The following is a 25,844-nucleotide window of genomic DNA, read 5'->3' as shown; positions in this document are numbered from 1 at the left end:
TGCGCTCGCATCTGTTGTATGTCCCCTCGGTTCTCGAGGCGCCACCAGTGGTTTTGTGTGGCGCTTCCTTGGCTGTCCGGCTTCTTCAGAGCGAAACGGGCTCCCGGCGTAAGCAGTACCTACGACTTCAATGTCCGTACCGGAGCCCTTTCCCACATGACGAGCAGCACCGAGACCACCGCCACCACCCCGCAGGTAGCGGTCAACGACATCGGTAACGAGGAAGCCTTCCTCGCAGCGATCGACGAGACGATCAAGTACTTCAACGACGGCGACATCGTCGACGGCGTCATCGTGAAGGTCGACCGGGACGAGGTCCTGCTCGACATCGGTTACAAGACCGAAGGTGTCATCCCGAGCCGCGAGCTCTCGATCAAGCACGACGTCGACCCGAACGAGGTCGTCGCCGTCGGCGACGAGATCGAGGCCCTGGTCCTCCAGAAGGAGGACAAGGAAGGCCGCCTGATCCTCTCGAAGAAGCGCGCCCAGTACGAGCGTGCCTGGGGCACCATCGAGAAGATCAAGGAAGAGGACGGCATCGTCACCGGTACCGTCATCGAGGTCGTCAAGGGTGGTCTCATCCTCGACATCGGCCTCCGTGGCTTCCTCCCGGCCTCCCTGGTCGAGATGCGCCGCGTCCGCGACCTCCAGCCCTACGTGGGCAAGGAGCTCGAGGCGAAGATCATCGAGCTGGACAAGAACCGCAACAACGTGGTCCTGTCCCGCCGCGCCTGGCTGGAGCAGACCCAGTCCGAGGTCCGCCAGACGTTCCTCACGACCCTGCAGAAGGGTCAGGTCCGCTCCGGTGTGGTCTCCTCGATCGTCAACTTCGGTGCCTTCGTGGACCTGGGTGGCGTCGACGGTCTGGTCCACGTCTCCGAGCTGTCCTGGAAGCACATCGACCACCCCTCCGAGGTCGTCGAGGTCGGCCAGGAGGTCACGGTCGAGGTCCTCGACGTCGACATGGACCGCGAGCGCGTATCCCTGTCGCTGAAGGCGACCCAGGAAGACCCGTGGCAGCAGTTCGCCCGCACGCACCAGATCGGTCAGGTCGTGCCCGGCAAGGTCACCAAGCTGGTTCCGTTCGGTGCGTTCGTCCGCGTCGACGAGGGCATCGAGGGTCTGGTCCACATCTCCGAGCTGGCCGAGCGCCACGTGGAGATCCCGGAGCAGGTCGTCCAGGTCAACGACGAGATCTTCGTCAAGGTCATCGACATCGACCTCGAGCGCCGCCGCATCAGCCTCTCGCTGAAGCAGGCCAACGAGTCCTTCGGTGCCGACCCGGCCTCGGTCGAGTTCGACCCGACCCTGTACGGCATGGCCGCGTCCTACGACGACCAGGGCAACTACATCTACCCCGAGGGCTTCGACCCCGAGACCAACGACTGGCTCGAGGGCTACGAGACCCAGCGCGAGGCGTGGGAGACCCAGTACGCCGAGGCGCAGCAGCGCTTCGAGCAGCACCAGCAGCAGGTCATCAAGAGCCGCGAGGCCGACGCCGCCGCTGCCGCCGAGGGCGGCGACACCGCGGGTGCGGCTCCGGCCGCGGGTGGCGGTTCGTACTCCTCCGAGGGCCCGGACAACTCCGGCGCGCTGGCCTCGGACGAGGCGCTCGCCGCTCTGCGCGAGAAGCTGGCGGGTGGGCAGAGCTGACGCCCACTGAGCAGTAGCTCCTGACTGAGGGGCCGTACCTTTCGAGGTACGGCCCCTCAGCGTGTTCAAGGAACCGGCCCCGGTGGGAATGTCCCTGGTCCAGGGGGCGTTGAAGCGTATGAACACGAGGAGGAGCGGTCACAGTGCTTGATCCGCAGGGTTTGTACGCATGGGAGCCGAAGGGCCTCGCCGTTGTCGACATGGCGCTCGCCCAGGAGTCGGCCGGCCTTGTCATGCTCTACCACTTCGACGGATACATAGACGCGGGTGAGACCGGAGACCAGATCGTCGACCGGCTGCTCGACTCGCTGCCCCACCAGGTCGTCGCCCGCTTCGACCACGACCGGCTCGTGGACTACCGTGCCCGCCGCCCGCTGCTGACCTTCCAGCGCGACCGGTGGACCGACTACGAGGAGCCCACCATCGACGTGCGGCTCGTGCAGGACGCCACCGGAGCGCCCTTCCTGCTGCTGTCCGGGCCCGAGCCGGACGTGGAGTGGGAGCGCTTCGCCGCGGCCGTCCAGCAGATCGTGGAGCGGCTCGGCGTGCGCCTGTCCGTGAACTTCCACGGCATTCCCATGGGCGTCCCGCACACCCGCCCCGTGGGCCTGACCCCGCACGGCAACCGCACCGACCTGGTCCCGGGCCACCGCAGCCCCTTCGACGAGGCGCAGGTACCCGGCAGCGCCGAGGCGCTGGTCGAGTACCGGCTGATGGAGGCCGGCCACGACGTCCTGGGCGTCGCCGCGCACGTGCCCCACTACATCGCCCGCTCTCCCTACCCGGACGCGGCGCTGACCGTGCTGGAGGCCGTCACGGCCGCCACCGGGCTGGTGCTGCCCGGCATCGCGCACGCGCTGCGCACGGACGCGCACCGCACCCAGACCGAGATCGACCGCCAGGTCCAGGAGGGCGACGAGGAGCTCACCTCCCTCGTCACCGGCCTGGAGAACCAGTACGACGCGGTCGCGGGCGCCGAGAGCAGGGGCAACATGCTCGCCGAGCCCGTCGACATCCCGTCGGCGGACGAGATCGGGCGGGAGTTCGAGAAGTTCCTGGCGGAGCGCGAGGGCGACAACTGACACCTGCGGGGTGCGTGGTCAGTGGCGGGCCGTAAGCTCTCGGTCATGGTGAAAGTCGGCCTGACCGGGGGCATCGGTGCCGGTAAGAGCGAGGTGTCGCGGCTGCTCGTCGAGTGCGGCGCCGTGCTGATCGACGCGGACCGCATCGCGCGCGAGGTCGTCGAACCGGGGACGCCCGGGCTGGCGGCGGTCGTCGAGGCCTTCGGTGAGGACGTGCTCACCGCCGACGGCAGCCTCGACCGGCCCGGGCTCGGCTCGATCGTCTTCGCCGACCCGGACCGACTCGCCGTGCTGAACTCGATCGTGCATCCCCTGGTCGGCGCCCGCTCCCGGGAGCTGGAGCAGGCCGCCGCCGAGGACGCGGTGGTCGTGCACGACGTGCCGCTCCTCGCCGAGAACGGCCTCGCCCCCCTGTACGACCTCGTGATCGTCGTCGACGCCAGTCCCGAGACGCAGCTCGACCGGCTGGTACGGCTGCGGGGCATGACGGAGCAGGACGCGCGGGCCCGCATGGCCGCCCAGGCAAGCCGGGAGAAACGCCTGGAGATCGCGGACATCGTCATCGACAACGACGTACCGCTCGAGGAACTGCGGCGCCGGGTGAAGGACGTGTGGACCGACCTCGTCCGAAGAGCCCGTGCCCAGGGGGGCTCGTCCCAGCAGCCCCAGGAATAGCGGGGCGCTTCCGGCGCGTTGAACCGCTCCAGTGAGGGAAGGACTGTGCCGTGCCCGAGACCAGCGGTTCGACCGGACGTACTCCGGAGACGCATGTCATCGACTTCCGTGCCGCCGAGCAGTTGCTCAACGCACGGGACCCGCGGGGCGCGGTGAAGCTGCTCGACCCGGTGATCGCCGCCCACCCCGAGAACACCGCCGCCCGGCTGCTGCGCGCGAGGGCCTTCTTCGCCGCCGCCCAACTGCGGCCCGCGGAGCTGGAGTTCACCATCGTCCTGGAGCGCGAGCCGGACAACGCGTTCGCGCACTTCGCGCTGGCCCGCACCTACGAGCGCCAGGGCCGGGGCGAGCAGGCCAAACGCCACTTCCGTCTGGCGGCCGCCCTGGACCCCAACCCCCAGTTCCTGAAGGCGGCCCGCTTCGACGATCCGGCGTGAGCCGGCCGGCAGGCCCCGCCCGGCGGACCATGCCGACGGCGCCGGACAGCCGTCAGCGCGGCCGGCTCTCCGGCGGCCGATACGGCGGGATGTCACGGCCCGGCTGGTAGTGGGGGCCCTGGTGGATGTGTCTGAGGATGATCGTCATGTCGACGGCGATCACCAGCCACAGCGCCCCGCAGGCCGCCGCCCACCCCGGCCGCCCGGCCAGTGCGAACGCCGCCGTGCCGAAGATCGTCCAGACCAGCCCCCACACGCTCAGCCAGAACCGCGCCCGCAGCGCACTGCGGGCGGTCGTGGGTTCACTGCCGGTACGCACCGCCGATCACTACTCCTCTTTGCAACGTACTCTTCGATGCGGACGTTCACCAAAGGGGGTTCCCGTGCTGCCGGCTGCGGACGAACTGGCCGAGGTACTGCTCGATCTCGCGGTACCCCATGAGGACATCGGCGACCTCGTACGGATGAGCCGCCGGGTGACCGACGACCCGGAGCTGCGGCAGGCGCTTCAGGCGTCGGTCGCGGAGCTCGTCGAGGGGCTGGGGGAGATCGGCACCGAACTGGACCTGCCCGACCTCGACTGGCCCTCTGGTCCCCTGCAGCGCTGCTTCCCCGTGTACGTCTTCGTGGCGGCGCTGCCGTACACCCGCGCCTACCACCGCGGACGGGGCATCCCCGACGACGTCTCCCGGCGCACTCTCGCCGACCTCGGCCGGCACATGGCGGTGCACCGGCGGCGGTACGGCGTGGCGGGCGTGCACGCGGTGTGGTGGTTCGGGCATCACTTCCGGGGCGAGCTGTACCAGCTGGGCAGGCTGCAGTTCGAACGGGCCCGGCTGGGGCGGCGCACGGGGACGGCGCTCGCGGCGGCCGGGCTCGACGTCGGTCCGGGGACGCCGTGTCTGAGCCTGCACATCCCCGACTTCCTCGGCCCGTTCTCCCCGGCCGCCTGCGACCGCTCGCTCGCACTGGCGGCGGAGTTCTTCGCCCGGTACTTCCCCGAGGAGAAGTACCGGGTCGCGACCTGTCACTCCTGGCTGCTGGACCCGCAGTTGCGGGACTATCTGCCGGCCGGCTCCAACATCGTCCGCTTCCAGGACCGGTTCCGCCTGGCCCGCGAGGAGCGGGAGCCCTCGGACACCGACCCGGTGGAGTTCGTCTTCGGCGATCCGACGCTGCCCGTGGAGAGTCTGCCCCGGCGCAGCGCCCTGGAGCGGGCGGTCGGGGACCATCTGCGGGCGGGCGGCCACTGGTACACCGGGCACGGCTGGTTCCCGCTGTGAAAAGGGCGCGGGCACCGATGAGTTCGGACGAGCGCCCCGGTCTACCCCTGTGACAGCGAGACGCACCGCTCACCACAGGAGAACACCATGTCCGAGACCACCGTCCCCGTCGCCTCCGTCGCCCCCGCCGCCGTCCCCACCCGCGGCCGCCGCGCCCGTATCGCCCTGCGCACCGTGCAGGTGCTGCTCGCCCTCTTCTACGGTGTCGCGAGCGCCCTGCCCAAGCTGATCGGCAACCAGTACGCCGTCGACGCCTTCGACAAGATCGGCTGGGGCGGCGTGGGCATGTACACCATCGGCGCGCTCGAACTGGCCGGTGCGGTGGCCCTGTTGATCCCGGTGCTGCAGTCGGTGGCCGCCATCGCGCTGAGCGCGCTGATGGCCGGCGCGTTCTTCGTCCAGATGATCGTCTTCCACGGCGAGAACGCCGCGACCCCGCTGATCCTGATCGTGCCGCTCGCCCTGATCGCCTGGGCGCGGCGCGGCTCCACCAGGGACCTGCTGGGCCTCGTACGACGACGGGCCTGAGCCCCGACGACGGAGGTGGCGTCCGGTCAGGGCCGGACGCCACCTCTGCATGCCCGGGTCAGTGGCCGCCCGGCCGCCCGGAGCCGCCCATCAGGCCCCGCAGGCGCTCCAGCTCCCGCCGGTCGCGCTTGGTCGGGCGGCCCGCACCGCGGTCGCGGATGCCGATGGGGGCGACGGCCTCGCGCGGGGGCGGGGGAGGGGAGTTGTCGACATAGCACTGAACCGCCACGGGAGCGCCCACCCGCTTGCGGATCAGTCGCTTGACGATCACGATCCGCTCCCGGCCCTCGTGGCGCAGCCGCACCTCGTCGCCGACGCGGAGGGTGTGCGAGGGCTTCACGTTCTGCCCGTTCACACGGACGTGCCCGCCCTTGCAGGCGCTGGCGCCGAGCGAGCGGGTCTTGATGAGGCGTACGGCCCAGATCCAGCTGTCCACGCGCACGCTCTCGCCGCTTGCCGGCCCGGCCGCCTCGGCGGCGGCGATCGCGGCGGCGACCTTGGGATCGTCGGCCGCAGCGCTCTCGGCAGCGCCGGCCGCGGGCGCCTCCTCGGGGTCACCCGGCCCGCTCTTCACCTCGTCACCTTCCACACCCATGCCCCCGACCTTAGTCCTCCGCCGCGCGCGGCCCCGGCGGTTTTCCGCCCTGGTACGGGTCACGGGGCCGCGGAGCCACCGACCGACCGACGAGGCATCCGGCGGGCCGGCCGAGCGGGAGCTTCACGAGGAGAGGAAGGCGGCCGCGGGGAGCGAGCCGAGGGCCTTCCGGGCGCCGTACGCGCTCGTCGCGTCAGTCGAGAAGCCCGGCGTGCTCACGCCGCTGTCCCGGCGCGCAGGGGTTTGGGCGTGATCCAGTGTGGTGGCCGGACCCCGGATGCCCCGTCGGCCGGCCGGCGACCCCGCGGCCGTACCGTTGACGCATGGACAGTCTGGCCGAGCTTGATCAGCGGATCGCCGGATGCGGCGCGTGTCCCCGGCTGGTGGAGTGGCGCGAGGAGGTCGGGCGGGTCCGGCGGGCGGCCTTCCAGGAATGGACGTACTGGGCCCGCCCGGTGCCCGGCTTCGGGCCCGCAGACGCATCACTGCTGGTCATCGGGCTCGCCCCGGCGGCCCACGGCGGCAATCGCACCGGCCGCATGTTCACCGGCGACCGCTCGGGCGACGTGCTGTACCAGGCCATGTACGACGTGGGGCTGGCCTCGCAGCCGACCTCCGTCTCGGCGGACGACGGCCTCGCCCTGCACGGCGTGCGCGTCACCGCGCCCGTGCACTGCGCCCCGCCCGAGAACAAGCCCACCCCCGGCGAACGGGACACCTGCCGGCCCTGGCTCGTCCAGGAACTGAAGCTCCTGCGGCCGACGCTGCGCGCGGTCGTGGTCCTCGGCGCCTTCGGCTGGCAGGCCGCGCTGCCCGCGTTCGCCGAGGCGGGCTGGACGGTGCCCCGGCCCCGACCGGTGTTCGGGCACGGCACACGGGTGCCGCTCGACGGCCTCGACCTCTTCGGCTGCTTCCACGTCAGCCAGCGCAACACCTTCACCGGCAAGCTCACCCCCGAGATGCTGCGGGACGTCCTGCGCACCGCGGGGGAGGCGGCGGGACTGCCCGTGAAATGAGCATGCGGGCCGACGAGGTGAGCGTTACGGTGCCCGGATGCCCCTCTACCCCGAGATCGAACCGTACGACCACGGCCTGCTCGATGTCGGCGACGGCAACCGCGTGTACTGGGAGACCTGCGGAAATCCCCGTGGCAAGCCCGCGGTCGTGCTGCACGGCGGCCCCGGTTCCGGCTGCGGGCCGTATCCCCGGCGCCTGTTCGACCCCGCTCTCTACCGCATCGTGCTCCTCGACCAGCGCGGTGCCGGACGTTCCACACCGCCCGCGAGCGCGTACGACACCGACATGAGCGTCAACACGACCGCCCACCTCATCGCCGATCTGGAGCTGCTGCGGCGGCATTTGGGGATCGAGCGGTGGCTGGTGTGGGGCGTGTCCTTCGGGTCCGTGCTGGGGCTGCGGTATGCGCAGAAGCATCCCGACGCGGTGAGCGAACTGGTGCTGACCGGGGTCGCCACCGGATCCGACGCCGAAGTGGCCCTGCTGACCAGGGGACTCGGCCAGTTCTTCCCCGAGGCCTTCGAGCGGTTCCGGGCCGGGGTGCCCGAAGGCGAACGGGACGGCAACCTCGCCGCCGCCTACAGCCGGCTCCTCGAGTCGCCCGACCCCGGGACGCGGGAGCGGGCCGCGCGCGCCTGGACCGACTGGGAGACGGCGATCATCCCGGCACCGCCACGGTCCGTCGAGCGGTTCGAGGACCCGGAGTTCCGCATGGGCTTCGCCCGCACCGTCACGCACTACTGGGGCGACGGCCACTTCCTGGGCGAGGGCGGCGACGAGGGGGTGGTCCTGCGGGACGCACCGCAGTTGGCGGGTATCCCCGGCACCCTCGTCCAGGGCAGCCTCGACTTCGGCAACCTGCTGGGCATCGTCTGGCGGCTCCACCACGCCTGGACCGGCAGCGAGTTGGTGATCGTGGACGACGTCGGCCACACCACGGGCACCCCCGGAATGGCGGAGGCGCTCGTGGCGGCCACGGACAGGTACGCCCGCGGGTGACCGGTCGTCAGACGATGCGCGCCGCCGCGACCGGGCGCCGCGTGACGTCGTAGGTCCCGGTGCTCTTCGCGGAGTTGACGCTCCACCGGTAGCGCGTGAACTCGCCCGTCGTGTCGGAGGCGTAGAACATCATGTGGCCGATGCCGACGCCCTCGAAGCTCTCGCCCGCGACCGTGGAGACCATGCGGGTGTCGGGGTACCTCGGGTAGTTGGTGAGCGCGTACACGCCGTGCGGGTCGGAGGTGCAGTCGACGATCTCCACGGCGTACTGCGTCTCCCCGGCGAAGTCGGCCGTGCCGCTGAAGACGCCCTTGACCCCGCGGACGATCACGATGTGCCCGGTGTTCGCGGGGTCGCTGCCGTTGTAGTCCACCGCGACGATGTCGCCGGGCTGCAGGTCGGCGACCTTGCGGATACGGCGGAAGCGCGGGCCCGCGGTGTCCTGCGTGAACGCCGTGCAGTAGTCGGCGGCCTCCGGGACGCGGTCCTGGAAGTACTGGGTGAAGTAGTCGTCGCTCGCCCAGCCGTGGCTGCGTTTGAGGACGGCCGTGACGAAGGAGGAGCAGCGGGCGCGTGCGATCCAGCTCTCCGGGGCGGCGGGGGAGCCCCAGGTGACGGTGGCGGAGGAGCCGACCAGATAGACGTTGTTCTGCCGTGCCGTACGGCCACTGACCAGGGCGATCTCCTCCGCGGTCAGGGCGCGGCCGTAGGCCCGTACGTCGTCGACGGCGCCCTTGAACCGGTTGACGGGGACGCCGTCGAAGCGGGCGCGGCCGATGGTGAAGCCCTGGGTCGCGGCCCAGGAGAGGGCCGTCGCCGCGCTGCCCTGGAGTTGCCCGTCGACGTACAGCAGGATCCGAGTGCCGTCCCAGACGCCCGTCAGGTGGGTCCACACGCCGAGCGCTGCCCGGGTGGTGGCGACCGCGGAGACCTTGCTGCTCTGGTCCTCGGCGCGGACCTTGAAGGCCCAGGTGCCGGCGGTGTCGTCGTACTGGAGCAGGAAGCGGCTGGCGGTGGCGCCGTCCTGGCTGACGGCGGTGTACATGCTGGTGAGGTCCGCGTCGGGCGCCAGGCGCACCCAGGCGGAGACCGTGAAGGGGGCCGTCGTGTCGAGCACCGAGACCGTCGCCGCGTATGCCCCGGCGGTGCCGTCGAGGCTCACTTCCCCGCCCGCCCGCAGTGTCGTCCAGGTCGCTCCCAGGCCGAGCGTGAGCGGGTTCTCGCGGCCGGAGCGGTCGGCGCCCGAGCCGTCCAGCGGCCAGTGCCCGGCCAGCCCGGTCGGCAGATATCCGGCGGCCAGCAGCCGCTGGTACTGCACCATGCGCTCCGCCTCCGCCAGATGCGGAGCGCCGACCGGCGTGAACGGCGTGTCCAGTGGCGCGTCGGCGGCTGCGATCCCCGTGCCGCCACCCACCATGCCCACACCCACAAGCGCCGCACCACCGAACAGCCCACGTCTGCTGACCATGAATTCCCCCTTGAGCGGTCGGCGTGCGCTACGCCTCCACCTCTTCGAACAGGTGTCTGACCGTGGAACGGTAATTGGTCCGCACATGGGTCAGTGCGTGCGCCCGCGCGCGCTCCGGGTCTCCGGAGGCGATGGCGTCGTACAACTCCCGGTGCTCGATCAGGAGTTGGGGCCACTCCTCGTTTCTGCGGGTCATCCAGCGCAGCCGTCCGGCGACCGGTTCCAGGGCGGCGACGATCAGGCTGTTGCGCGCCATCGCCACGATCCGGTCGTGCAGTCGGCTGTTGATGTCCGTGATCGCCTCGGCGTCCCCGTCCTCGGTCGCTGCGGCGGCGCGGTCGAGCAGCGCCTCGACCTCGGCGAGGTCCTCCGGGGTCGCGTTGGCGGCGGCGAGACCCGCCGCGTACACCTCCAGGGCCTCACGCAGCTCGAACAGTTCCCGGACGTCGTTCGGGGTGAGCCGGCGTACGACCGTGCGGCGCGGGGTCTCGAAGTGCACGAACCCCTCGGCGACCAGGGCACGGATCGCCTCGCGGACCGGTACCCGGGAGACGCCGAGGCGCTCGGCCACCTCCCGCTCGACCAGGCGGTCGCCCGGGCCCAGCCGGCCGGAGATGATCTCTTGCCGCAGGCTCGCCAGGACCCGCTCGCGGACCGCGCCCAGAGGTTCGATCTTCGTCGTCGTGGAGCTCATGGAGCCATCTTCGCCGACTCCGGGGTGCTTTTACCGAGCGTTAACAAGCGGGACATCGGTCCGAACTCTTGACGACGGGACCATGGCGGCAGTTTGGTATACCAAACGGCTGCCGTCCTCCGTCCCCTTGCCCATGGAGGCCCCGTGTCCCTCGCCGACCGTGCCGAAGCCACCGGCGCCCCAGCGTTCGTCCCCGATCCCCGGCTCACCAACGAAGACCTCGCGCCCGCCGAGAAGCGCAACTGGAAGGTCTTCGACCTCTTCGCCATGTGGATGTCCGACGTCCACAACCTCGGCAACTACACCTTCGCCGCCGGCCTGCTGGTCCTCGGCATGAACGTCTGGCAGGTCTTCACCGCCCTGCTCATCGGCTTCGTGCTGATCTACATCGGCATGAACTGGATGGGCCGCATCGGCCAGCGGCACGGTGTGCCCTTCCCGGTCGTCAGCCGCATCAGCTTCGGCGTCTGGGGCGCCAACATCCCGGCCCTGATCCGTGCCGTGATCGCCATCATGTGGTACGGCATCCAGACCTACCTGGCCTCGGTCGCGGTGAACGTGATGCTGCTCGCCGCCTGGCCGGGGCTGGAGTCCTGGACGCACCACTCGTTCCTGGGGCTCGACGCGCTGGGGTGGTGCTCGTTCGTCTCCCTGTGGCTGATCCAGGCCGTGATCATCAGTCAGGGCATGGAATCCGTGCGGAAGTTCCAGGACTTCTGCGGTCCCGCGATCTGGCTGGTGATGATCGCGCTCGCGGTGTGGGTGCTGTGGAAGGCCGACTGGAGCATCTCGCTGACCTCGACGCCGCATCCCGTGTCGGTGGGGGAGCAGTGGCGGCAGTGGTTCGGCGCGATCGGGCTGATCCTCGCGACCTACGGCACGCTGATGCTCAACTTCTGCGACTTCTCCCGCTTCGCGCCGGACTACAAGACCGTGCGGCGCGGCAACTTCTGGGGCCTGCCCATCAACTCCACCGCCTTCGTGGTGGTTTCGGTGATCGTCACGGCCGGCTCGCTGAAGGTGTTCGGTACGGCCATCACCGACCCGGCGGAACTCGTCGCCAAGATCGGCAACACCTGGGTCCTGGTCATCGCGGCCTTCACCTTCGCCGTGGCCACCATGGGCGTCAACATCGTCGCCAACTTCGTCTCACCGGCGTACGACCTCGCCAACGTCTGGCCCCAGAAGATCACCTTCAAGATCGGCGGCATGATCAGCACGGTCGCCGCGCTGGTCGTCACCCCCTGGAACCTCTTCTCCAACCCGACCGTCGTCAACTACTTCCTCGGCGGACTCGGCGCCTTCCTGGGCCCGCTGTTCGGTGTGATCATGGTCGACTACTACTGGGTGAAGCGGGGCCGGGTGAACGTCGACGAGCTCTTCGACGCCCGGCCCGGCTCGCGCTACTACTACAAGAAGGGCGTCAACCCCAAGGCGCTGTGGGCCTTCCTGCCCTCCGCCGGCGTCGCCGCGGTGCTCGCGCTGGTGAAGACCTTCAGCGACGTGGCGCCGTACTCCTGGTTCATCGGCACGGCGCTCGCCGCCGGGCTGTATCTGCTGATCTGCCGGGCCGAGCGCGCGTCCGAGCCGGTGTCCGAGCCCGCGTCCGGGACTGCTGTGGTGGAGGTCTGACAGACGTGCGGATCGTCGTCACCAACTGCAACACCACGCAGGAGATGACCGAGGAGATCGTACGAGGTGCCCGGGCCGCGGCAGGCCCGGGCACCACCGTGCTCGGCCTCACCCCCGGGTGGGGGCCCGAGTCGGCGGAAGGCTGGCTGGACAGTTATCTGTCCGCCGCGGCCGTCCTTGATCTGCTGCGGACGTACGAGGGGCCGGCGTACGACGCCGTCGTCCTGGCCGGATTCGGGGAGCACGGGCGGGAAGGGGTACGGGAGTTGGTCGACGTGCCTGTCGTCGACATCACCGAGGCCGCGGCGCACCTGGCGTGTCTTCTGGGGCGGCGGTACGGGGTCGTCACCACGCTGGAGCGGTCCTGCGGGCAGATCGAGGACAGCCTGGAGCTGGCGGGCGTCGGACGCAACTGCGCGGCGGTCGTCGGGACCGGGCTCGGGGTGCTCGACCTCGGTGACGCCGACCGCACGGAAGCGGCGTTCTTGTCGGCGGCCGAGCGGGCGCGGGAGGCGGGGGCCGAGGTGCTGGTGCTGGGGTGCGCCGGGATGACGGGGCTGCAGCGGGTGGTGAGCGAGAAGCTGGGGGTGCCGGTGGTGGACGGGGTGGGGGCGGCGGTGAAGTTGGCGGAGTCCTTGGTGGGGCTGGGGCTGACCACCAGTCGGGTGGGGAGTTATGGGGTGCCTGTGCCGAAGCGGAGGGTGTGGGGGGTGGGGGGTGGGGGGTGAATGGTCTTGGTGCGGGTGCGTGGGGGTTTCTCGCGCAGTTCCCCGCGCCCCTGAGGTGAGGTGCGTGGTGGGTCGGGGTCGTGGCGGTACGGCGAGCCCGCCGCCGACGGATGTGACGTCTGCCGGTCCGGTTCAGGGGGTCCAGGACGCGTAAGCGGCGGGCTGCGCCGCACCGCCACGACCCGCTCCCGCGCGTGGGCGGCCGCGGGTGGGTCAGCACAATGATCGGCATGAACCTTCCTGACGGACTCGCCCCGGTGGCCGAGGGGCTGCATCTGTGGGCCCCGGCTCACACCGGGACCTGGGGCTTCGCCAACTGTCTGCTGGTCACCTCGGGGGAGGAGGCGGCCCTCGTCGACACCCCGTACGACCGGGTGATGACCGAGGCTCTCGTCGCTGCCGCCGGCTGCCTCTTGCCTGCCGGTGGTGTGCGGACGATCGTCAACACCCATGGCAATGGGGATCACACGTTCGGGAACGGCTGCTTTCCCGGGGCCGAGATCATCGCCACCAAGGCCGGTGCCGAGCATCTGTGTCATGAGCCGTCGCCTCAGCAGATGCACCTCCTGACCCATCAGACGCCGGCCGACCAGCCGCTGGGGTGGTATGCGCGCCGGCACTTCGGGCGTTTCCGGTACGAGGGGGTTGAGGTCGTTCCTCCGACACGCACCTTCTCCGGGCGGTACGAGCTGACCGTGGGGGACGTCCGGGCCGAGCTGATCGAGGTGGGACCCGCGCACTCGGCCGGTGACCTCGTCGTTCACTTTCCGGGGCGGGGGGTCGTGTGCGCTGGGGATGTGCTGTTCGCGGGGGACCATCCCGTGCACTGGAACGGGCCGCTCGCTCATGTGGTCGCCGCCTGCGAGGTGATTCTGGCGCTGGAGCCGGAGGTCGTGGTGCCGGGGCACGGGGCGGTGATGACGCCTCGGGACGTCCAGTGGTATGTCACATACCTTCGGGAACTGGAAGCCTTGATCCACGACCGGTATGCCGCCGGTCTCCCCGCCGACGAGGCCGCCGCGGACATCCTCGCCGGCGGCTTCCACGATCAGCTGGGCCTGCCGGAGCGGATCGTCATCCTCACGGCCGTGGAGTACCGGCACCTCGAGGGCGACGCCGGGGAGCCGGACCTCGTGGCGCTGGCCGCGCGGGCGGCGGACTGGGCGTACCGGAACCGCGGCGACGAGTAGGGATCCGTGGCCGGGGAACCCGGTGTTCCGCCCCCGACGACGCCGGACGACCGTCCGTCGCACAGTCGGCACCGATCGCCGACTGTGGGTGCGGCGCCTGCACGCCATAGGTGGTTTCTGCAACCCATTCTTGTGATTTGTGTCACAGGAGGGGACGTAATGAGCACTCCGACCACCGAACAGGCCAAGATCGCGGACCCCGGTCCGCTCGGCCTCGCCGCCTTCGCCGCGACGACGTTCGTTCTCAGCACCTTCAACGCGAATCTCATCACCGACAAGACGCTGGTCGCCGTCGTCCTGCCGCTCGCCCTCTTCTACGGCGGGCTCGCCCAACTCCTCGCAGGGATGTGGGAGTTCCGCAAGGGCAACACCTTCGGCGCCACCGCGTTCGGTTCCTTCGGCGCCTTCTGGCTGTCGTACGCGGCCTACGCGAAGTTCGTCGCACCCGGACTTCCGGCATCCACCGCTCACCAGGCCAGCGGGCTGTTCCTGCTGGTGTGGGCGGTCTTCACGGTGTACATGACCGTCGCCGCCATGCGGACGACGGGGGCGATCCTCGCCGTGTTCGTCACGCTGTCCGCGACCTTCATCGTGCTGTGCGTCGCCGACTTCGCGCAGTCGGCGAACACCGTCAAGGCCGGCGGCTGGCTGGGTCTGGTCACGGCCGTGTGCGCCTGGTACGCGTCCTTCGCCGGCGTCACCAACTCCACGTACCAGCGTGCCGTCATGCCGGTCTTCCCCAACCTCGGTGAGCGCATGCGGCCGCACCGCACGCACCACCGCGGTCCCTTCGGAGCCCACGCATGACCGACTCCGGTGGCGAAACACTCTCCAACCTGCTCCATGAGGAGCGACGGTTCCCGCCGCCCCCGGAGCTGGCCGACGCGGCGAACGCCACCGCGGCGGACTACGAACGTGCCGACACCGACCGTCTCGCCTTCTGGGCCGAGGCGGCCGGCCGGCTGGACTGGGCCCGGCCCTGGGACGAGGTCCTCGACTGGAGCCGTGCTCCGTTCGCCCGCTGGTTCGTCGGCGGGCGGCTGAACGCGGCGTACAACTGTCTGGACCGGCATGTGGCCGCGGGTCGCGGGGACCGGGTCGCCTTCCACTGGGAGGGCGAGCCCGGCGACACCCGCACGATCACCTACGCCGAACTGACCGCCGAGGTCTGCCGGGCGTCCAACGCCCTGCGGTCGCTCGGCGTCGGCACCGGCGACCGGGTGGCGATCTACATGCCGATGATCCCGGAGACGGTGGTGGCGATGCTGGCCTGCGCCCGCATCGGTGCCCCGCACACCGTGGTCTTCGGCGGCTTCTCCGCCGAGGCCCTGCGCGGCCGGATCCTCGACTGCGACGCGCATGTGGTGATCACCGCCGACGGCGGCTACCGCAGGGGCAACCCCTCGGCGCTGAAACCCGCGGTCGACGAGGCACTGCGCGAGTGTCCGGACGTACGCAGCGTGCTGGTCGTCCGGCGCACCGGCCAGGACGTCGACTGGACCGACGGCCGGGACGTGTGGTGGCACGACCTGGTGGACGGACAGTCGTCAGAACACGAGGCGGAGGCGTTCGACAGCGAACACCCCCTGTACATCATGTACACCTCGGGTACGACCGCCCGCCCGAAGGGCATCCTGCACACCACCGGCGGCTATCTCACCCAGGTCGCCTGGTCGCACTGGGCGGTGTTCGACGTCAAGCCGGAACGGGACGTGTTCTGGACGGCGGCGGACATCGGCTGGGTCACCGGCCACTCGTACATCGTCTACGGCCCGCTGGCCAACGGCGTCACGTCCGTGATGTACGAGGGCACGCCGGACACCCCGCACAAGGGCCGCTGGTGGGAGATCGTCGAGAAGTACCGCGTGTCGATCCTGTACTGCGCCCCGACCGCGATCCGCACCTTCATGAAGTGGGGCGCCGACGTCCCGGCCGAGTTCGACCTGTCGTCGCTCCGGCTGCTGGGCTCGGTCGGTGAACCGATCAACCCGGAGGCGTGGATCTGGTACCGCAGGCACATCGGCTCCGACCGCTGTCCGGTCGTGGACACCTGGTGGCAGACGGAGACCGGCGCCCAGATGATCAGCCCGCTGCCGGGCGTGAGCGTCTGCAAGCCGGGCTCGGCCCTGCGCCCCCTGCCGGGCGTCGCGGCCGACGTCGTCGACGACACCGGCAAGCCGGTGCCCGACGGTTCCGGCGGCTATCTGGTCCTGACCGAACCGTGGCCCGGGATGCTGCGCACCATCTGGGGCGACGAGCAGCGGTACATCGACACGTACTGGTCGCGCTTCCCCGACATCTACTTCGCCGGGGACGGCGCCAAGAAGGACGAGGACGGCGACATCTGGCTGCTCGGCCGGGTCGACGACGTCATGAACGTCTCCGGGCACCGCATCTCCACCACGGAGGTCGAATCGGCCCTCGTCTCCCATCCGACGGTCGCTGAGGCCGCCGTGGTCGGCGCGACCGACGCGACGACCGGGCAGGGTGTCGTGGCCTTCGTCATCCTGCGCGGGGACGCTGGTGGGGCGGGAGCGGCCGGTGCGGACGAGGTGGCGGCCGAGCTGCGCGCCCATGTCGCCAAGGAGATCGGTCCGATCGCCCGGCCGCGGCAGATCCTGGTGGTCGCCGAACTGCCCAAGACCCGCTCCGGCAAGATCATGCGCCGCCTGCTGCGGGACGTCGCCGAGAAACGGGACCTCGGTGACGTCACGACACTGACGGACTCGACGGTCATGGACGAGATCCGGGAGCGGCTGCCGTCGGCCGGCTCGGCGGGAGCTGAGGAGGAGTAGGAGGCCTCGCTTCCGGCGGGGACCGGGCGCGGGGCTCGTGCACCTCGGATCAGGGGCGCCACAGGTACCGGACATCCGGCTCCCGCTCCTCGTTGGCGCCGCCGTCCGTGTACTCGACGGCGACGAAGCCGTGGCGCTCGTAGAACCGGTGGGCGGGCCTGTTGACCTGGAAGGTCCACAGGGTGAGCCCCAGCGGACTGCGCTCCTTGGCGAGCGAGACGAACCGGTCTCCGAGGCCGCGTCCACGCCAGTCGGGGGCGAGATAGAGCTGGGACAGCTCGTCGTCGGCGAGCACCATGACCCCGACGATCCCGTGCCCGCCCCCGGCGTCCGCGACCCAGGTCTCCCGGAAGGGCACCACGACGTCCCGGAAGTAGCCGAGCACCTCGTCGGCGGACCGAGGGCTGACGACGGTCGGCAGCGCGGCGGCGAAGGAAGACAGCCAGACGTCGGCCGCGGCACGGGCGTCCGGGGCGGCGGCGCGCCGCAGGACGACCTCGGCGTCGAGGGGGCGGGGTGGTTCGGCGCGGGTCACGGGCGGTCGTCGCCGTCCGGTACGACGGCGGTCGCGGTGATCTCGACGAGCTGCCCGGTGTACCCGAGGCAGGCCACCCCGATCAGTGTCGACGAGTGCGGCCCCACACTGAGCCCGGACGCCTCGACGACGTCCCAGACGGCGGACAGTACGGCGGGTTCGGCGGCGACGACGTACACGTCCGTCGCCACGACATGCGCCAGGTCGGACCCGACCGCCCGCAGTTGCTCTGCCAGATTCACCAGCACCTGCTCGGCCTGCCGCACGGGGTCCCCCTCACCGACCAACGTCCCCTCCGCATCGAGCGGCACGGCACCGGCGAGGAAGGCGAGCCGCGTGCCCGCCTCGACGACGGAGGCGTGGGAGTAACGGGGCGGCGGAAAGAGCCCGGGGACGGTGACACGTCGGATCACGGGGGCGACTCCTGGGGTTGACGTGGCCGGCGAAGAGGACGCGGGTGGCGGTGCGGCCAGGTTGGACGACTCACCGATGGTCCGGCCCGCGGCCGGGCTCCGCATCTGGTTTTCGTTCGACACCCTCATCCCCGCCCGGCAGCCTTGCTTTCATGCCCGCCCTCACCGACTCCGCCTTCCTCGACTCCGTCGCCGACCGCCTCGCCGCCCTTCCCGCGGTCCGGGCGGTCGCCCTCGGTGGTTCCCGCGCCCAGGGCACCAACCGGCCGGACAGTGACTGGGACTTGGCCGTCTACTACCGCGGCCGCTTCGACCCGGCCGACCTCCGCGCCCTCGGCTGGGAGGGCGAGGTCTCGGAGGTCGGCGGCTGGGGTGGCGGAGTGTTCAACGGTGGCGCGTGGCTGACCATCGACGGGCGGCGCGTCGACGTCCACTACCGCGATCTCGACGTGGTGGAACACGAGATGGCCGAGGCGGAGGAGGGGCGGTTCCGGGTGGAGCCGCTGCTGTTCCATCTCGCGGGGATTCCGAGCTACCTGGTCGTCGCGGAACTGGCGATCAACCACGTCCTCCGCGGCGAACTGCGGCGCCCCGCCGCGTATCCCGACAAGCTCCGCGCCTCCGCCGCCCGCCGCTGGCACGGCACCGCCCGGGCCACCCTCGGCTACGCCCAGGCCAACCACGCCCCGGCGGGCCGCCTGACGGAGGTCGCGGGTGCCATCGCCACCGCCGCCGTACAGACGGGGCACGCCGTGCTCGCGGGGCGGGGGGAGTGGGTGACGAACGAGAAGCGGTTGCTGGACCGGGCCGGACTGAGGCAGCTCGACGATGTTCTCGCGGCCCTGAAAGCGGAACCCGAGGCACTGCGCCGAGCGATCGCCGAAACCGAAACCCGCTTCGCGGCCCTGTGACCCCGGCCGGGCTCGTCTCGGCGTGAATAATCGCTCGAATTACCGGAGTTGCCGCTGCTACCGTCCTCGTCGTGGCGAAACTCAATCAGATCATCGCAGTCGAGAAGGGCATCAAGTCCAAGGCGCACCAGGACCTGACGGCCGCTCACCACGGCCTGCAGAAGCCCGCGTTGCTGGCCGGAATCTCGCGTACCTACCAGCCGAAGGACGAGGAGGGCGAGCAGTTGCCGCCCGAGTCGACGCGCGTTCAGGTGCAGGCCGAGGACGTGCTGCGGGAGACCGCGGCCACCCTGACCCGCCTGTTCGACGTGACCGCCACCAAGGACTGGGCCAACTGCACCGCCCGAGCCGATGTGAAGGTGGACGGGCGGGTGCTCGTCGCCGACGTACCCGTCTCGTACCTGCTCTTCCTCGAGAAGCAGCTCGTCGATCTCAACACCTTCGTACGGAAGCTGCCCGTCCTCGACGCCTCCGAGTCGTGGGTGCAGGACCCGTCCACGGACGCCTGGAAGACGGAGCCCGTACGGACCCTTCGCACCAAGAAGGTGCCGCGGAACCACGTCAAGGCCGAGGCGACCGAGAAGCACCCCGCTCAGGTCGAGGTGTATTACGAGGACATTCCCGTCGGGTACTGGACCACCGTGAAATTCTCCGGTGCTCTTCCCGCCCGCCGCGTCAATGAACTCCTCGACCGCGTCGAGAAATTGCAGCAGGCCGTGAAGTTCGCCCGCGAGGAGGCGAACGGTGTCGATGCAATCGACCAGAGGGTCGGTGACTCCGTTTTCGGCTATCTCTTCGGGTAGCCTCAAAAGACCCCCCGGTCCTTGGTGACCGGGGTGCGCGAGGAGCGCAAGCTGAAGCTGAGGCTTGTCGTGACTGCGCGGTTCCAGTGGAGGTTCGAATCCTCCCCGCGGCATCCAAGTGCGATGTTCCTGCCGCGGTAGCCCAACCGGCAGAGGCAGACCGCGATCAATCTCAGACTCTCGCTCCAGACTCAGCATTCGCCGTCGATCACCGGATCGACCGGGCCCAGGCCCCAGGGCGTCGAAATGCCGGTTCAAGTCCGGTCCGCACAGCTCGATGTGCGGTGGTCCAAAGGCAGGACGCGACGACATGACGACTGACCTGGACCCTCAAGCGTGCCGGTGTGCGCAGTTGGACGGCATCACAGGACCCGGGGGCAGGCTACGCCCCCGGGTCCGCTCGCGTTCACCAGGCAATTGCGTTCATAAAGAACGCGGCTCCGGCGCCGACCGTCACCCCTGGGAAACACAATCGTCCCGTTCGCTCCAGCTCGCCGATCTACCGTGGACACCACCCCGCCCCCCGGCCACCGTCGCCCGAAGGCGCACCCCGCCCTCGTCCGGACAGGAGCCCTGTGTCCCGTACGTTCGTCGCTCTGCCCCCTTGGCTCGCTCATGCCTTTCGTGCTCAAGGCGGGCCCGTGCCGTGGAGTGCGGTGGCCCGGGGCGCGCTGTCCGCCGGCCCGCTGCTTCTGGTCGCCGTGCTCGCCGACCGCACCCAGCTCGGTGTCATCGCCGCGATCGCCGCCATGCTCGCCGGCATCAACGACCGTCCGGGCAGTCGGCGGGTGTCCGTCAAGCGGATCGGTGTGCCCGCGCTCGCGGGCGGCGGCGGGCTGCTCGTCGGCACGTACGGCGGGCAGCACCTCGGTGCCGTCGCCCTGACGCTGCTTCTCACCTGCGTCGGGCTCGTCGCCGGTGGCATCAGCGCCGTCGGCCCCGTCGCCTCCGGTGCCGGGACACAACTGCTCGTCGCCTCGGCCATCGGGGCCGGAATGCCGGGGCCCGCGCCCGGGTGGCTCCGGGCCCTCGCCTACCTGGGCGGCGCCGGCTGGCTGCTCGCGCTGCGGCTGGCGCTGCCCACGCCCGGCGCCACCGCCGGTGACTTCCGGTTCGACGGGGAGCGGGACGCCGTCGCCGCCGTGTACGACGCCGTCGCGGACCTGCTCGACGCCGTCGGGAGCGCGGAGGCCGTCGGACGGCGGAAGGCGCTCACCGCCGCCCTCGACCACGCGCAGGACGCCCTCTCCGGACCCCGGCTGCGGCGGTACGCCTCCTCCGCGGCCGAACGGCGACTGCACGCCCAGTACGCCGCCGCGCTGCCGCTCGCCGAGGCGGCGACCGCGCTCGCGTGGGCCGGGGAGGCGGTCGGCGGGCGGACGTCCGAGGGGCCACGGCGGCTCGCCGCCGCCGTACGGAAGAACACGCCCACCGGGCCGCTGCCCGCACCCCACCGCTCCGCCCCCGCGCTGCGCGCACTCGACGACGCCCTGCTGCACGCCGCCGACGCCTTCGACCGGGGGAGCGCCGGTGATCCGCCCACCCGCAGGCGGACCGCTGCGACCGTGCTGCGGCTCGTCCTCGGGGCCGGTGGGCGGGAGTACGGGCTGCGGGTCGCCCTCTGCTTCGGGGCCAGCGCCGCCGTCGCGCAGTATCTGCAGCACGCCCGTTGGTACGGGCAGCACTCCCACTGGTACTGGCTCCCGGCCACCGCCGTGTTCCTGGTCAAGCCGGACCTCGGGCCGCTGGTCTCCCGGGTCCTGTGCCGGGCCGCCGGGACCGTGCTCGGCGCGTTGGTCTTCGCCGGGTTCGCCGCCGTGCTGCCCCGGCCGGATGGGCTGATCCTGCTGGTGGCGGTGAGCGGCGCGCTGATCCCCGTCTCCACCCGGCACTTCGCCGCGCAGACCGCCGTCGTGACCGTGCTCGTCCTCGCCCTCGTCATGGTCGGCGGGGAACCCCAGGCCTCCCTCGGCCGGATCGGGGAGACGCTGCTGGCCTGCGCGATCGTGCTGGTCGTCGGTCATCTGCCGATGCCGGGGCAGCGGGGCGGGGGAGTACGGTCCCGGCTCGCTGCGGCGGGTGCGGCCGCGCAGGCCTATCTCGGGCATGTGCTGAGCGAGCCCCCACCGAGCGGGCTCGGCGGGGGCCTGTCCGACGACCGTGCCGTGCGGTGGGCCCTGCGCCGCGAGGCCTACCGGCGGCTCGCCGAGGCCCGTACCGCGATCGCCCTGGCCGCCGCCGAACTTCCGCCGCTCGCCCGGCACTCGGAGGGCGCGGACACCGTCGTCGCCACTCTCGAACGACTCGTGGACGCCACCACCGCCTGCGCCGTCCACCTCGACGACTCCGGTCGGCTCCCTCCCCGGGACGTACGGCAACTGACAGCCCTGCTGGACGAGTTGCGGCAGCAGCGGAGTGGAGTAGTGCTGTCCGGACTGCCCTTGGCCGGGTAGCGCCGGGCACTTCCACCGCGGTCGGGGACTCACGGCCGCCTGAGAGCGGGCCACTGGGGCAAGCGGCCCACAGGGCGTCGGCCGGTCGGGCGATTTCCCGGCCGGGGCAGCCGCCGGTGCCGCGCGGCGCCGCGCACGCTGCGTCTGGCGCCGCATCCGGTGCCCCCTGCCTCGTACCAGGAGAGACCCATGCCCCGATTCCCGCAGCTGGCCGGTGTCGCCACGGCCGCCCTCGCCCTCGGCGCGCTCGCCGCGGCCCCCGTGCCCGGTCCCGGACAGACCCTGTCCCATCCGCGGATCGTCGCCCACTTCGACTTCGCCGCCGGGCAGACCCCCGAGAACATCGCCCTGGAACCCGACGGGTCCGCCGACCTGACCTTCGCCTTCGCCCGGCAGGTCGCCAACGTCACACGGCACGGCGACACCCGGATCCTCGCCACGCTGCCCGCCGAGGCCCACCCGGACACGCCCATCATCCAGGCGGCCATCGTGCTCGGCATCGCCCGCGCCCACGACGGCACGCTGTACGTCAACTACGCGACCGGCACCAGCAAGACGGGCATCTGGCGCATCGCCCCCGACGGCGGCCGGCCCGTGCAGATCGCGAGGCTGCCCGAGGACGGGCTGCCCAACGGTCTCGCGCTCGACGAGCGTCGCGGTGTGCTCTACGCCGCCGACTCGGTGCTCGGAACGGTCTGGCGCGTGCCGCAGGAGGGCGGCAGCCCGGTCGCGTGGGCACGCGGGACCGCGCTCGATCCGGTGCCGGGCGGAAGCGGCTTCGGCGTCAACGGCCTGAAGGTCCATCACGACGCCGTGTGGGTGTCCAACACCGACCGCGGGACGCTGCTGCGCATCCCCGTCCGCCCGGACGGCTTGGCGGGCCGGATCGAGACACGGGCGACCGGACTCGACGGCATCGACGACTTCGGCTTCGTCGGACGGCGCGGGGACACCCTCCTCGCCGCGCTGAACACCGAAAGCGAGGTCGCCCTGGTCCGGCCCGACGGCAGCCACACCATCGTGCTGACCCGGCGGGAGGGGCTGTCCAACCCGACCTCCGTGGCCGTGCGCGACCGGCTGGTCCACGTGCCCAGCGCCGCGTACTTCACCATGAAGGACCCGAACCTGCTGCTGGCTCACCTGAACCAGCACCACGGTCGCTGACGCCGGTCGTCAGCCGACCCGCACCCACACCGGCGCGTGGTCCGAACCCGGCTGGCCGCGCCGCCCCGCCGGGTCCGGGCCCACCGACGGCAGGCGCGGGGTGTCCTCGCCGGGCATGCCCGTGCCGGCCGCCGTCACGCGGTGCACCAGACGGTGGCTGACCAGGATGTGGTCGATCAGCTCGCGCCGCCCCGAGTCGATCCGGGAGTAGCGCTGCGCGGCGGGTATCAGCGGTGCCACGTCCCACAGCCGCTCGGCGTCGCCCCCGTCGGGACGGTCGTATCCCGGCGTGCCGATCTCGGAGCCGGGCGGGCCGAGCAGGATCTGCGTGGTCGCGGCCTGCACCTCGTCGTTCATGTCGCCGAGCACGGCCACGTCCCGCTCGCGTCCGTCGCCGGCCAGCAGTTCGTCGGCGAGGGCACGCAGGGTGGTGGCCTCGGCGGCGCGGCGGTACAGGGCGTAGGCGCCGTAACGGGCGCGTTCGCCCTCGTCGTGGGGGAAGAAACGATCCCCCGGCGGATAGGACAGCAGTTTCGACTTCAGGTGGGCCACGGCCACCCGCAGCGGACCGGCGTCCGTGGTCACCTCCACGGCCAGGAAACCGCGTCCCGCCGCCGAGACCTCGGTGCCGGGGTCGTCCTCCTGCACGGGACGCAGTTTCGCCGGGAAGGCGTTCGTGTCGGACAGCACCCGCAGCGGCGTACGGCTGATGAAGCCGACCCGGATGCCCCGGTGGTCGGGGTGCTGCGAGAGCTCGGTGTGCCAGTCGCCGCCCACCATGCCGAGCAGGTCCTCCAGCGCCTGTGGATCGCCGACCTCCTGCACGCCGAGCAGCGCCGGGTCGAGGTCGGTGATCACCGCGGCGAGGGCGGCGAGCTTGGTCTCGTAGGCGGCCTTGTCCTTGGGCCCTGAGGGGGTTCCGGGCAGGAAGAGATTCTCGAGATTCCAGGTGCCGAAGAGCATGCCGGGCTCCTTTCCAGAGCCGTCGGGCGAGCTTGGGACCAGGGTGCCGGACCGGGCGTTTCCCGGACACGGCGACGACAGGATGCGCGGTTCGGCTCACGCGGGGCGAGGACCGCGGCATACGTTGGCGGGATGACCGAATCTGCCGCCGACCTCATCATCACCGGATGTACGGTCCTCGTGCACGACGATCAAGAGCGGATCGGGTTCCGGGAGGACGCGGCCGTGGTCGTGCGTGGCGGTGTCGTCGAGGCCGTGACGACGGCCGTGGACGCGGCGGTGCTGTCCGCCGCCGAGCGCATCGACGCGCGCGGACAGGTCGCCATGCCCGGGCTGATCAACTGTCACACGCACGCGCCGATGGTCGCGCTGCGCGGAGTCGCCGAGGACCTGCCGACCGAGGAGTGGTTCAACGACGTCGTCTGGCCGGTCGAGTCCAACCTCACCGAGAAGGATGTGGAGTTGGGGGCGCGGCTCGCCTGCGCGGAGATGATCCGGGCCGGGGTGACCTGCTTCGCCGACCACTACTTCGGCATGGACGCGGTGGCCGCCGTGGTCGAGGAGTGCGGGATGCGGGCACATCTGGGGGAGGCGTACTTCTCCTCGCAGGGGGCCCAAGGCCGGGAGAGGTCACTGGAGTTCGCGCTGCGGAACCGGGGCGGTGGCGATGGCCGCATCACCACGGCGCTCGCCCCGCACGCCCCCTACACCGTGGTCGACGCCGACCTCGCCGCCACGGCGGAACTCGCCCGCGAGCACAGGCTGCCCGTGCACCTGCACGCCGCCGAGAACCGTGACCAGACCGAGGCCAGCCTCCAACGCCACGGCGTCACCCCGATCGAGGTCCTCGAACGCACCGGCATCCTCGACACGGACGTCCTGATCGCGCACGGCACCGGCATCGTGGAGGGCGACCTGCCCGTCCTGGAACGCGCCCGCGGCCGGGTGTCCGTCGCCACCGCGCCCCGGGGCTACCTCAGGTTCGCCTGGCCCACCACCACACCCGTCCGCGCGCTGTACGACCTCGGGATTCCCGTCGGACTCGCCACGGACGGCGCCGCCTCCAACAACTCCCTCGACGTGTGGGAGTCGATGGCACTGACCGCCCTCGTCCAGAAGTCGGCCACGGGCGACCCGCGCTGGCTGACATCCCGTCAGGCCCTGCACCACGCCACGCTCCAGAGCGCCCGGGCGATCGGCCAGGGTGGCGTCCTCGGCACCCTCGCCCCCGGCCGCCGCGCGGACATCGTCCTCGTCGACCTCACCGGGCCGCACACCCAGCCCGTCCACGACCTGGCGGCCACCCTCGTCCACAGCGCCCGCTCCTCGGACGTCCGCACGACGATCGTCGACGGCCGCGTCCTGATGCGGGACCGGGAACTGCTCACCGTCGATGTGCCGCCAGTGGTACGGGAGTTGGGGGAACGGCTGCCGGCACTCCTCGACCGCGGCCACGGCCGCCGCATCCAGGACTACAAGACCTGAAATCCGGTCGCGGAGAAGCGGTTTGACGCCAACCGGGGGTGACCGGGCCGTCGCTGCAGGTGATTTCACGGTACACAGGGAGGCCCAGGCGCACTCGTCCGACGGGAGGGCCGGCCGGTGGAGCTGTCGATCGACGTCGCGGTACTGCTCGCTGTCATCATCTTCGTGCGCGTACGCCGCACGGTGCAGGCCCGCAGCCGGTCCGACCAATGGCTGACCGTCTGTCTCGCGCTCGCCTTCGGTGTGCTCATCGCCCCCACCGCCTTCGGGCAGGGCGTCTTCCATATCGTCGGTCAACTCGCCCAGGGCGTAACGCAGTCCGCCAGTCCGTGATCTCCTAG

Annotated in this window: 26 protein-coding genes; 19 read left to right on the top strand and 7 right to left on the bottom strand. The window is 71.2% G+C overall.

Annotated elements, in window-relative coordinates:
* Positions 1–156: 156 nt before the first annotated feature.
* The 4 genes from rpsA (at position 157) to ACWCQ1_RS06235 (ending at position 3,847) form a co-directional block, all read left to right on the top strand.
* The gene (gene rpsA, locus ACWCQ1_RS06250; protein WP_133042749.1) at positions 157–1,653 is read left to right on the top strand and encodes a 30S ribosomal protein S1; all 1,497 of its coding nucleotides are present in this window, start codon (positions 157–159) and stop codon (positions 1,651–1,653) included.
* 143 nt (positions 1,654–1,796) lie between these two features.
* On the top strand, positions 1,797–2,735 hold the full coding sequence (locus tag ACWCQ1_RS06245; protein ID WP_133042748.1) for a PAC2 family protein: 939 nt from the start codon (positions 1,797–1,799) through the stop codon (positions 2,733–2,735).
* Between the two features lie 45 nt (positions 2,736–2,780).
* Positions 2,781–3,410: a dephospho-CoA kinase gene (gene coaE, locus ACWCQ1_RS06240; protein ID WP_451025956.1), complete on the top strand. Its 630-nt coding sequence runs from the start codon at positions 2,781–2,783 to the stop codon at positions 3,408–3,410.
* 50 nt (positions 3,411–3,460) lie between these two features.
* Entirely contained in the window at positions 3,461–3,847 is a 387-nt protein-coding gene (locus tag ACWCQ1_RS06235) for a tetratricopeptide repeat protein (protein ID WP_133042746.1), read from the top strand.
* 52 nt (positions 3,848–3,899) lie between these two features.
* On the opposite strand, the gene ACWCQ1_RS06230 is transcribed toward ACWCQ1_RS06235, so the two are convergent.
* Positions 3,900–4,166 (bottom strand): DUF6343 family protein, encoded by a 267-nt coding sequence (locus ACWCQ1_RS06230; RefSeq protein ID WP_356761488.1) that lies wholly within the window; start codon positions 4,164–4,166, stop codon positions 3,900–3,902.
* Positions 4,167–4,230: 64 nt separating this feature from the next.
* Here ACWCQ1_RS06230 and ACWCQ1_RS06225 point away from each other — a divergent pair, with 64 nt between their 5' ends.
* A complete protein-coding gene (locus ACWCQ1_RS06225; protein ID WP_208785183.1) occupies positions 4,231–5,130 on the top strand; it encodes an acyltransferase domain-containing protein in 900 nt (299 codons plus the stop codon).
* A gap of 87 nt (positions 5,131–5,217) precedes the next feature.
* Positions 5,218–5,658: a DoxX family protein gene (locus tag ACWCQ1_RS06220; RefSeq protein ID WP_451025955.1), complete on the top strand. Its 441-nt coding sequence runs from the start codon at positions 5,218–5,220 to the stop codon at positions 5,656–5,658.
* A 58-nt stretch (positions 5,659–5,716) separates the two neighbouring features.
* On the opposite strand, the gene ACWCQ1_RS06215 is transcribed toward ACWCQ1_RS06220, so the two are convergent.
* A complete protein-coding gene (locus ACWCQ1_RS06215) occupies positions 5,717–6,253 on the bottom strand; it encodes an RNA-binding S4 domain-containing protein (protein WP_358594999.1) in 537 nt (178 codons plus the stop codon).
* Between the two features lie 323 nt (positions 6,254–6,576).
* Here ACWCQ1_RS06215 and ACWCQ1_RS06210 point away from each other — a divergent pair, with 323 nt between their 5' ends.
* Together ACWCQ1_RS06210 and pip are read left to right on the top strand one after the other, a co-directional pair.
* Positions 6,577–7,269 (top strand): uracil-DNA glycosylase, encoded by a 693-nt coding sequence (locus tag ACWCQ1_RS06210; RefSeq protein WP_133042740.1) that lies wholly within the window; start codon positions 6,577–6,579, stop codon positions 7,267–7,269.
* A gap of 37 nt (positions 7,270–7,306) precedes the next feature.
* The gene (pip, locus tag ACWCQ1_RS06205) at positions 7,307–8,269 is read left to right on the top strand and encodes a prolyl aminopeptidase (RefSeq protein WP_133042739.1); all 963 of its coding nucleotides are present in this window, start codon (positions 7,307–7,309) and stop codon (positions 8,267–8,269) included.
* A gap of 7 nt (positions 8,270–8,276) precedes the next feature.
* Here pip and ACWCQ1_RS06200 read toward each other — a convergent pair whose 3' ends face one another.
* Both ACWCQ1_RS06200 and ACWCQ1_RS06195 read right to left on the bottom strand, forming a co-directional pair.
* Positions 8,277–9,737, bottom strand: a complete 1,461-nt coding sequence (locus ACWCQ1_RS06200; protein WP_358594995.1) for a LamG domain-containing protein — start codon at positions 9,735–9,737, stop codon at positions 8,277–8,279.
* Between the two features lie 28 nt (positions 9,738–9,765).
* On the bottom strand, positions 9,766–10,431 hold the full coding sequence (locus ACWCQ1_RS06195; protein WP_358594992.1) for a GntR family transcriptional regulator: 666 nt from the start codon (positions 10,429–10,431) through the stop codon (positions 9,766–9,768).
* 144 nt (positions 10,432–10,575) lie between these two features.
* Here ACWCQ1_RS06195 and ACWCQ1_RS06190 point away from each other — a divergent pair, with 144 nt between their 5' ends.
* The 5 genes from ACWCQ1_RS06190 (at position 10,576) to acs (ending at position 16,776) form a co-directional block, all read left to right on the top strand.
* Complete coding sequence (locus ACWCQ1_RS06190) at positions 10,576–12,063, top strand: NCS1 family nucleobase:cation symporter-1 (RefSeq protein WP_133042736.1); 1,488 nt, start codon at positions 10,576–10,578, stop codon at positions 12,061–12,063.
* Between the two features lie 5 nt (positions 12,064–12,068).
* Positions 12,069–12,791 carry an aspartate/glutamate racemase family protein gene (locus ACWCQ1_RS06185; protein WP_358594989.1) on the top strand — a complete coding sequence of 241 codons (723 nt, stop codon included), beginning with the start codon at positions 12,069–12,071 and terminating at the stop codon, positions 12,789–12,791.
* A gap of 230 nt (positions 12,792–13,021) precedes the next feature.
* A complete protein-coding gene (locus tag ACWCQ1_RS06180; RefSeq protein ID WP_451025954.1) occupies positions 13,022–13,981 on the top strand; it encodes an MBL fold metallo-hydrolase in 960 nt (319 codons plus the stop codon).
* Positions 13,982–14,140: 159 nt separating this feature from the next.
* Positions 14,141–14,788 (top strand): acetate uptake transporter, encoded by a 648-nt coding sequence (locus ACWCQ1_RS06175; RefSeq protein ID WP_133042733.1) that lies wholly within the window; start codon positions 14,141–14,143, stop codon positions 14,786–14,788.
* On the top strand, positions 14,785–16,776 hold the full coding sequence (gene acs, locus ACWCQ1_RS06170) for an acetate--CoA ligase (protein WP_451025953.1): 1,992 nt from the start codon (positions 14,785–14,787) through the stop codon (positions 16,774–16,776). Before ACWCQ1_RS06175 ends, acs begins: the two co-directional genes overlap by 4 nt.
* Before the next feature lie 49 nt (positions 16,777–16,825).
* Here the strand turns inward: acs and ACWCQ1_RS06165 are convergent, their stop codons facing one another.
* The gene (locus tag ACWCQ1_RS06165) at positions 16,826–17,311 is read right to left on the bottom strand and encodes a GNAT family N-acetyltransferase (protein WP_451025952.1); all 486 of its coding nucleotides are present in this window, start codon (positions 17,309–17,311) and stop codon (positions 16,826–16,828) included.
* A complete protein-coding gene (locus tag ACWCQ1_RS06160) occupies positions 17,308–17,724 on the bottom strand; it encodes a RidA family protein (protein WP_451025951.1) in 417 nt (138 codons plus the stop codon). Before ACWCQ1_RS06160 ends, ACWCQ1_RS06165 begins: the two co-directional genes overlap by 4 nt.
* A gap of 152 nt (positions 17,725–17,876) precedes the next feature.
* On the opposite strand from ACWCQ1_RS06160, the gene ACWCQ1_RS06155 reads away from it, so the two are divergent.
* The 4 genes from ACWCQ1_RS06155 (at position 17,877) to ACWCQ1_RS06140 (ending at position 23,055) form a co-directional block, all read left to right on the top strand.
* Positions 17,877–18,635, top strand: a complete 759-nt coding sequence (locus ACWCQ1_RS06155) for a nucleotidyltransferase domain-containing protein (protein ID WP_358594977.1) — start codon at positions 17,877–17,879, stop codon at positions 18,633–18,635.
* 71 nt (positions 18,636–18,706) lie between these two features.
* Complete coding sequence (locus ACWCQ1_RS06150) at positions 18,707–19,438, top strand: DUF7873 family protein (RefSeq protein ID WP_358594974.1); 732 nt, start codon at positions 18,707–18,709, stop codon at positions 19,436–19,438.
* 575 nt (positions 19,439–20,013) lie between these two features.
* Complete coding sequence (locus ACWCQ1_RS06145) at positions 20,014–21,891, top strand: FUSC family protein (RefSeq protein ID WP_451025950.1); 1,878 nt, start codon at positions 20,014–20,016, stop codon at positions 21,889–21,891.
* A 189-nt stretch (positions 21,892–22,080) separates the two neighbouring features.
* Positions 22,081–23,055, top strand: coding sequence for a hypothetical protein (locus tag ACWCQ1_RS06140; RefSeq protein ID WP_451025949.1), 975 nt, complete (start codon positions 22,081–22,083; stop codon positions 23,053–23,055).
* Between the two features lie 9 nt (positions 23,056–23,064).
* Here the strand turns inward: ACWCQ1_RS06140 and ACWCQ1_RS06135 are convergent, their stop codons facing one another.
* Entirely contained in the window at positions 23,065–24,018 is a 954-nt protein-coding gene (locus ACWCQ1_RS06135) for an endonuclease/exonuclease/phosphatase family protein (protein ID WP_358594965.1), read from the bottom strand.
* A gap of 132 nt (positions 24,019–24,150) precedes the next feature.
* Here ACWCQ1_RS06135 and ACWCQ1_RS06130 point away from each other — a divergent pair, with 132 nt between their 5' ends.
* Positions 24,151–25,503, top strand: a complete 1,353-nt coding sequence (locus tag ACWCQ1_RS06130) for an amidohydrolase (RefSeq protein WP_358594962.1) — start codon at positions 24,151–24,153, stop codon at positions 25,501–25,503.
* Between the two features lie 117 nt (positions 25,504–25,620).
* The gene (locus ACWCQ1_RS06125; protein WP_133042723.1) at positions 25,621–25,836 is read left to right on the top strand and encodes a hypothetical protein; all 216 of its coding nucleotides are present in this window, start codon (positions 25,621–25,623) and stop codon (positions 25,834–25,836) included.
* Positions 25,837–25,844: the final 8 nt, after the last annotated feature.

Source organism: Streptomyces sp. NPDC002144 (genome assembly GCF_053593695.1).
The sequence above is the reverse complement of the archived record's forward strand: the minus strand, read 5'-3'. Positions and strand labels throughout refer to the sequence as shown.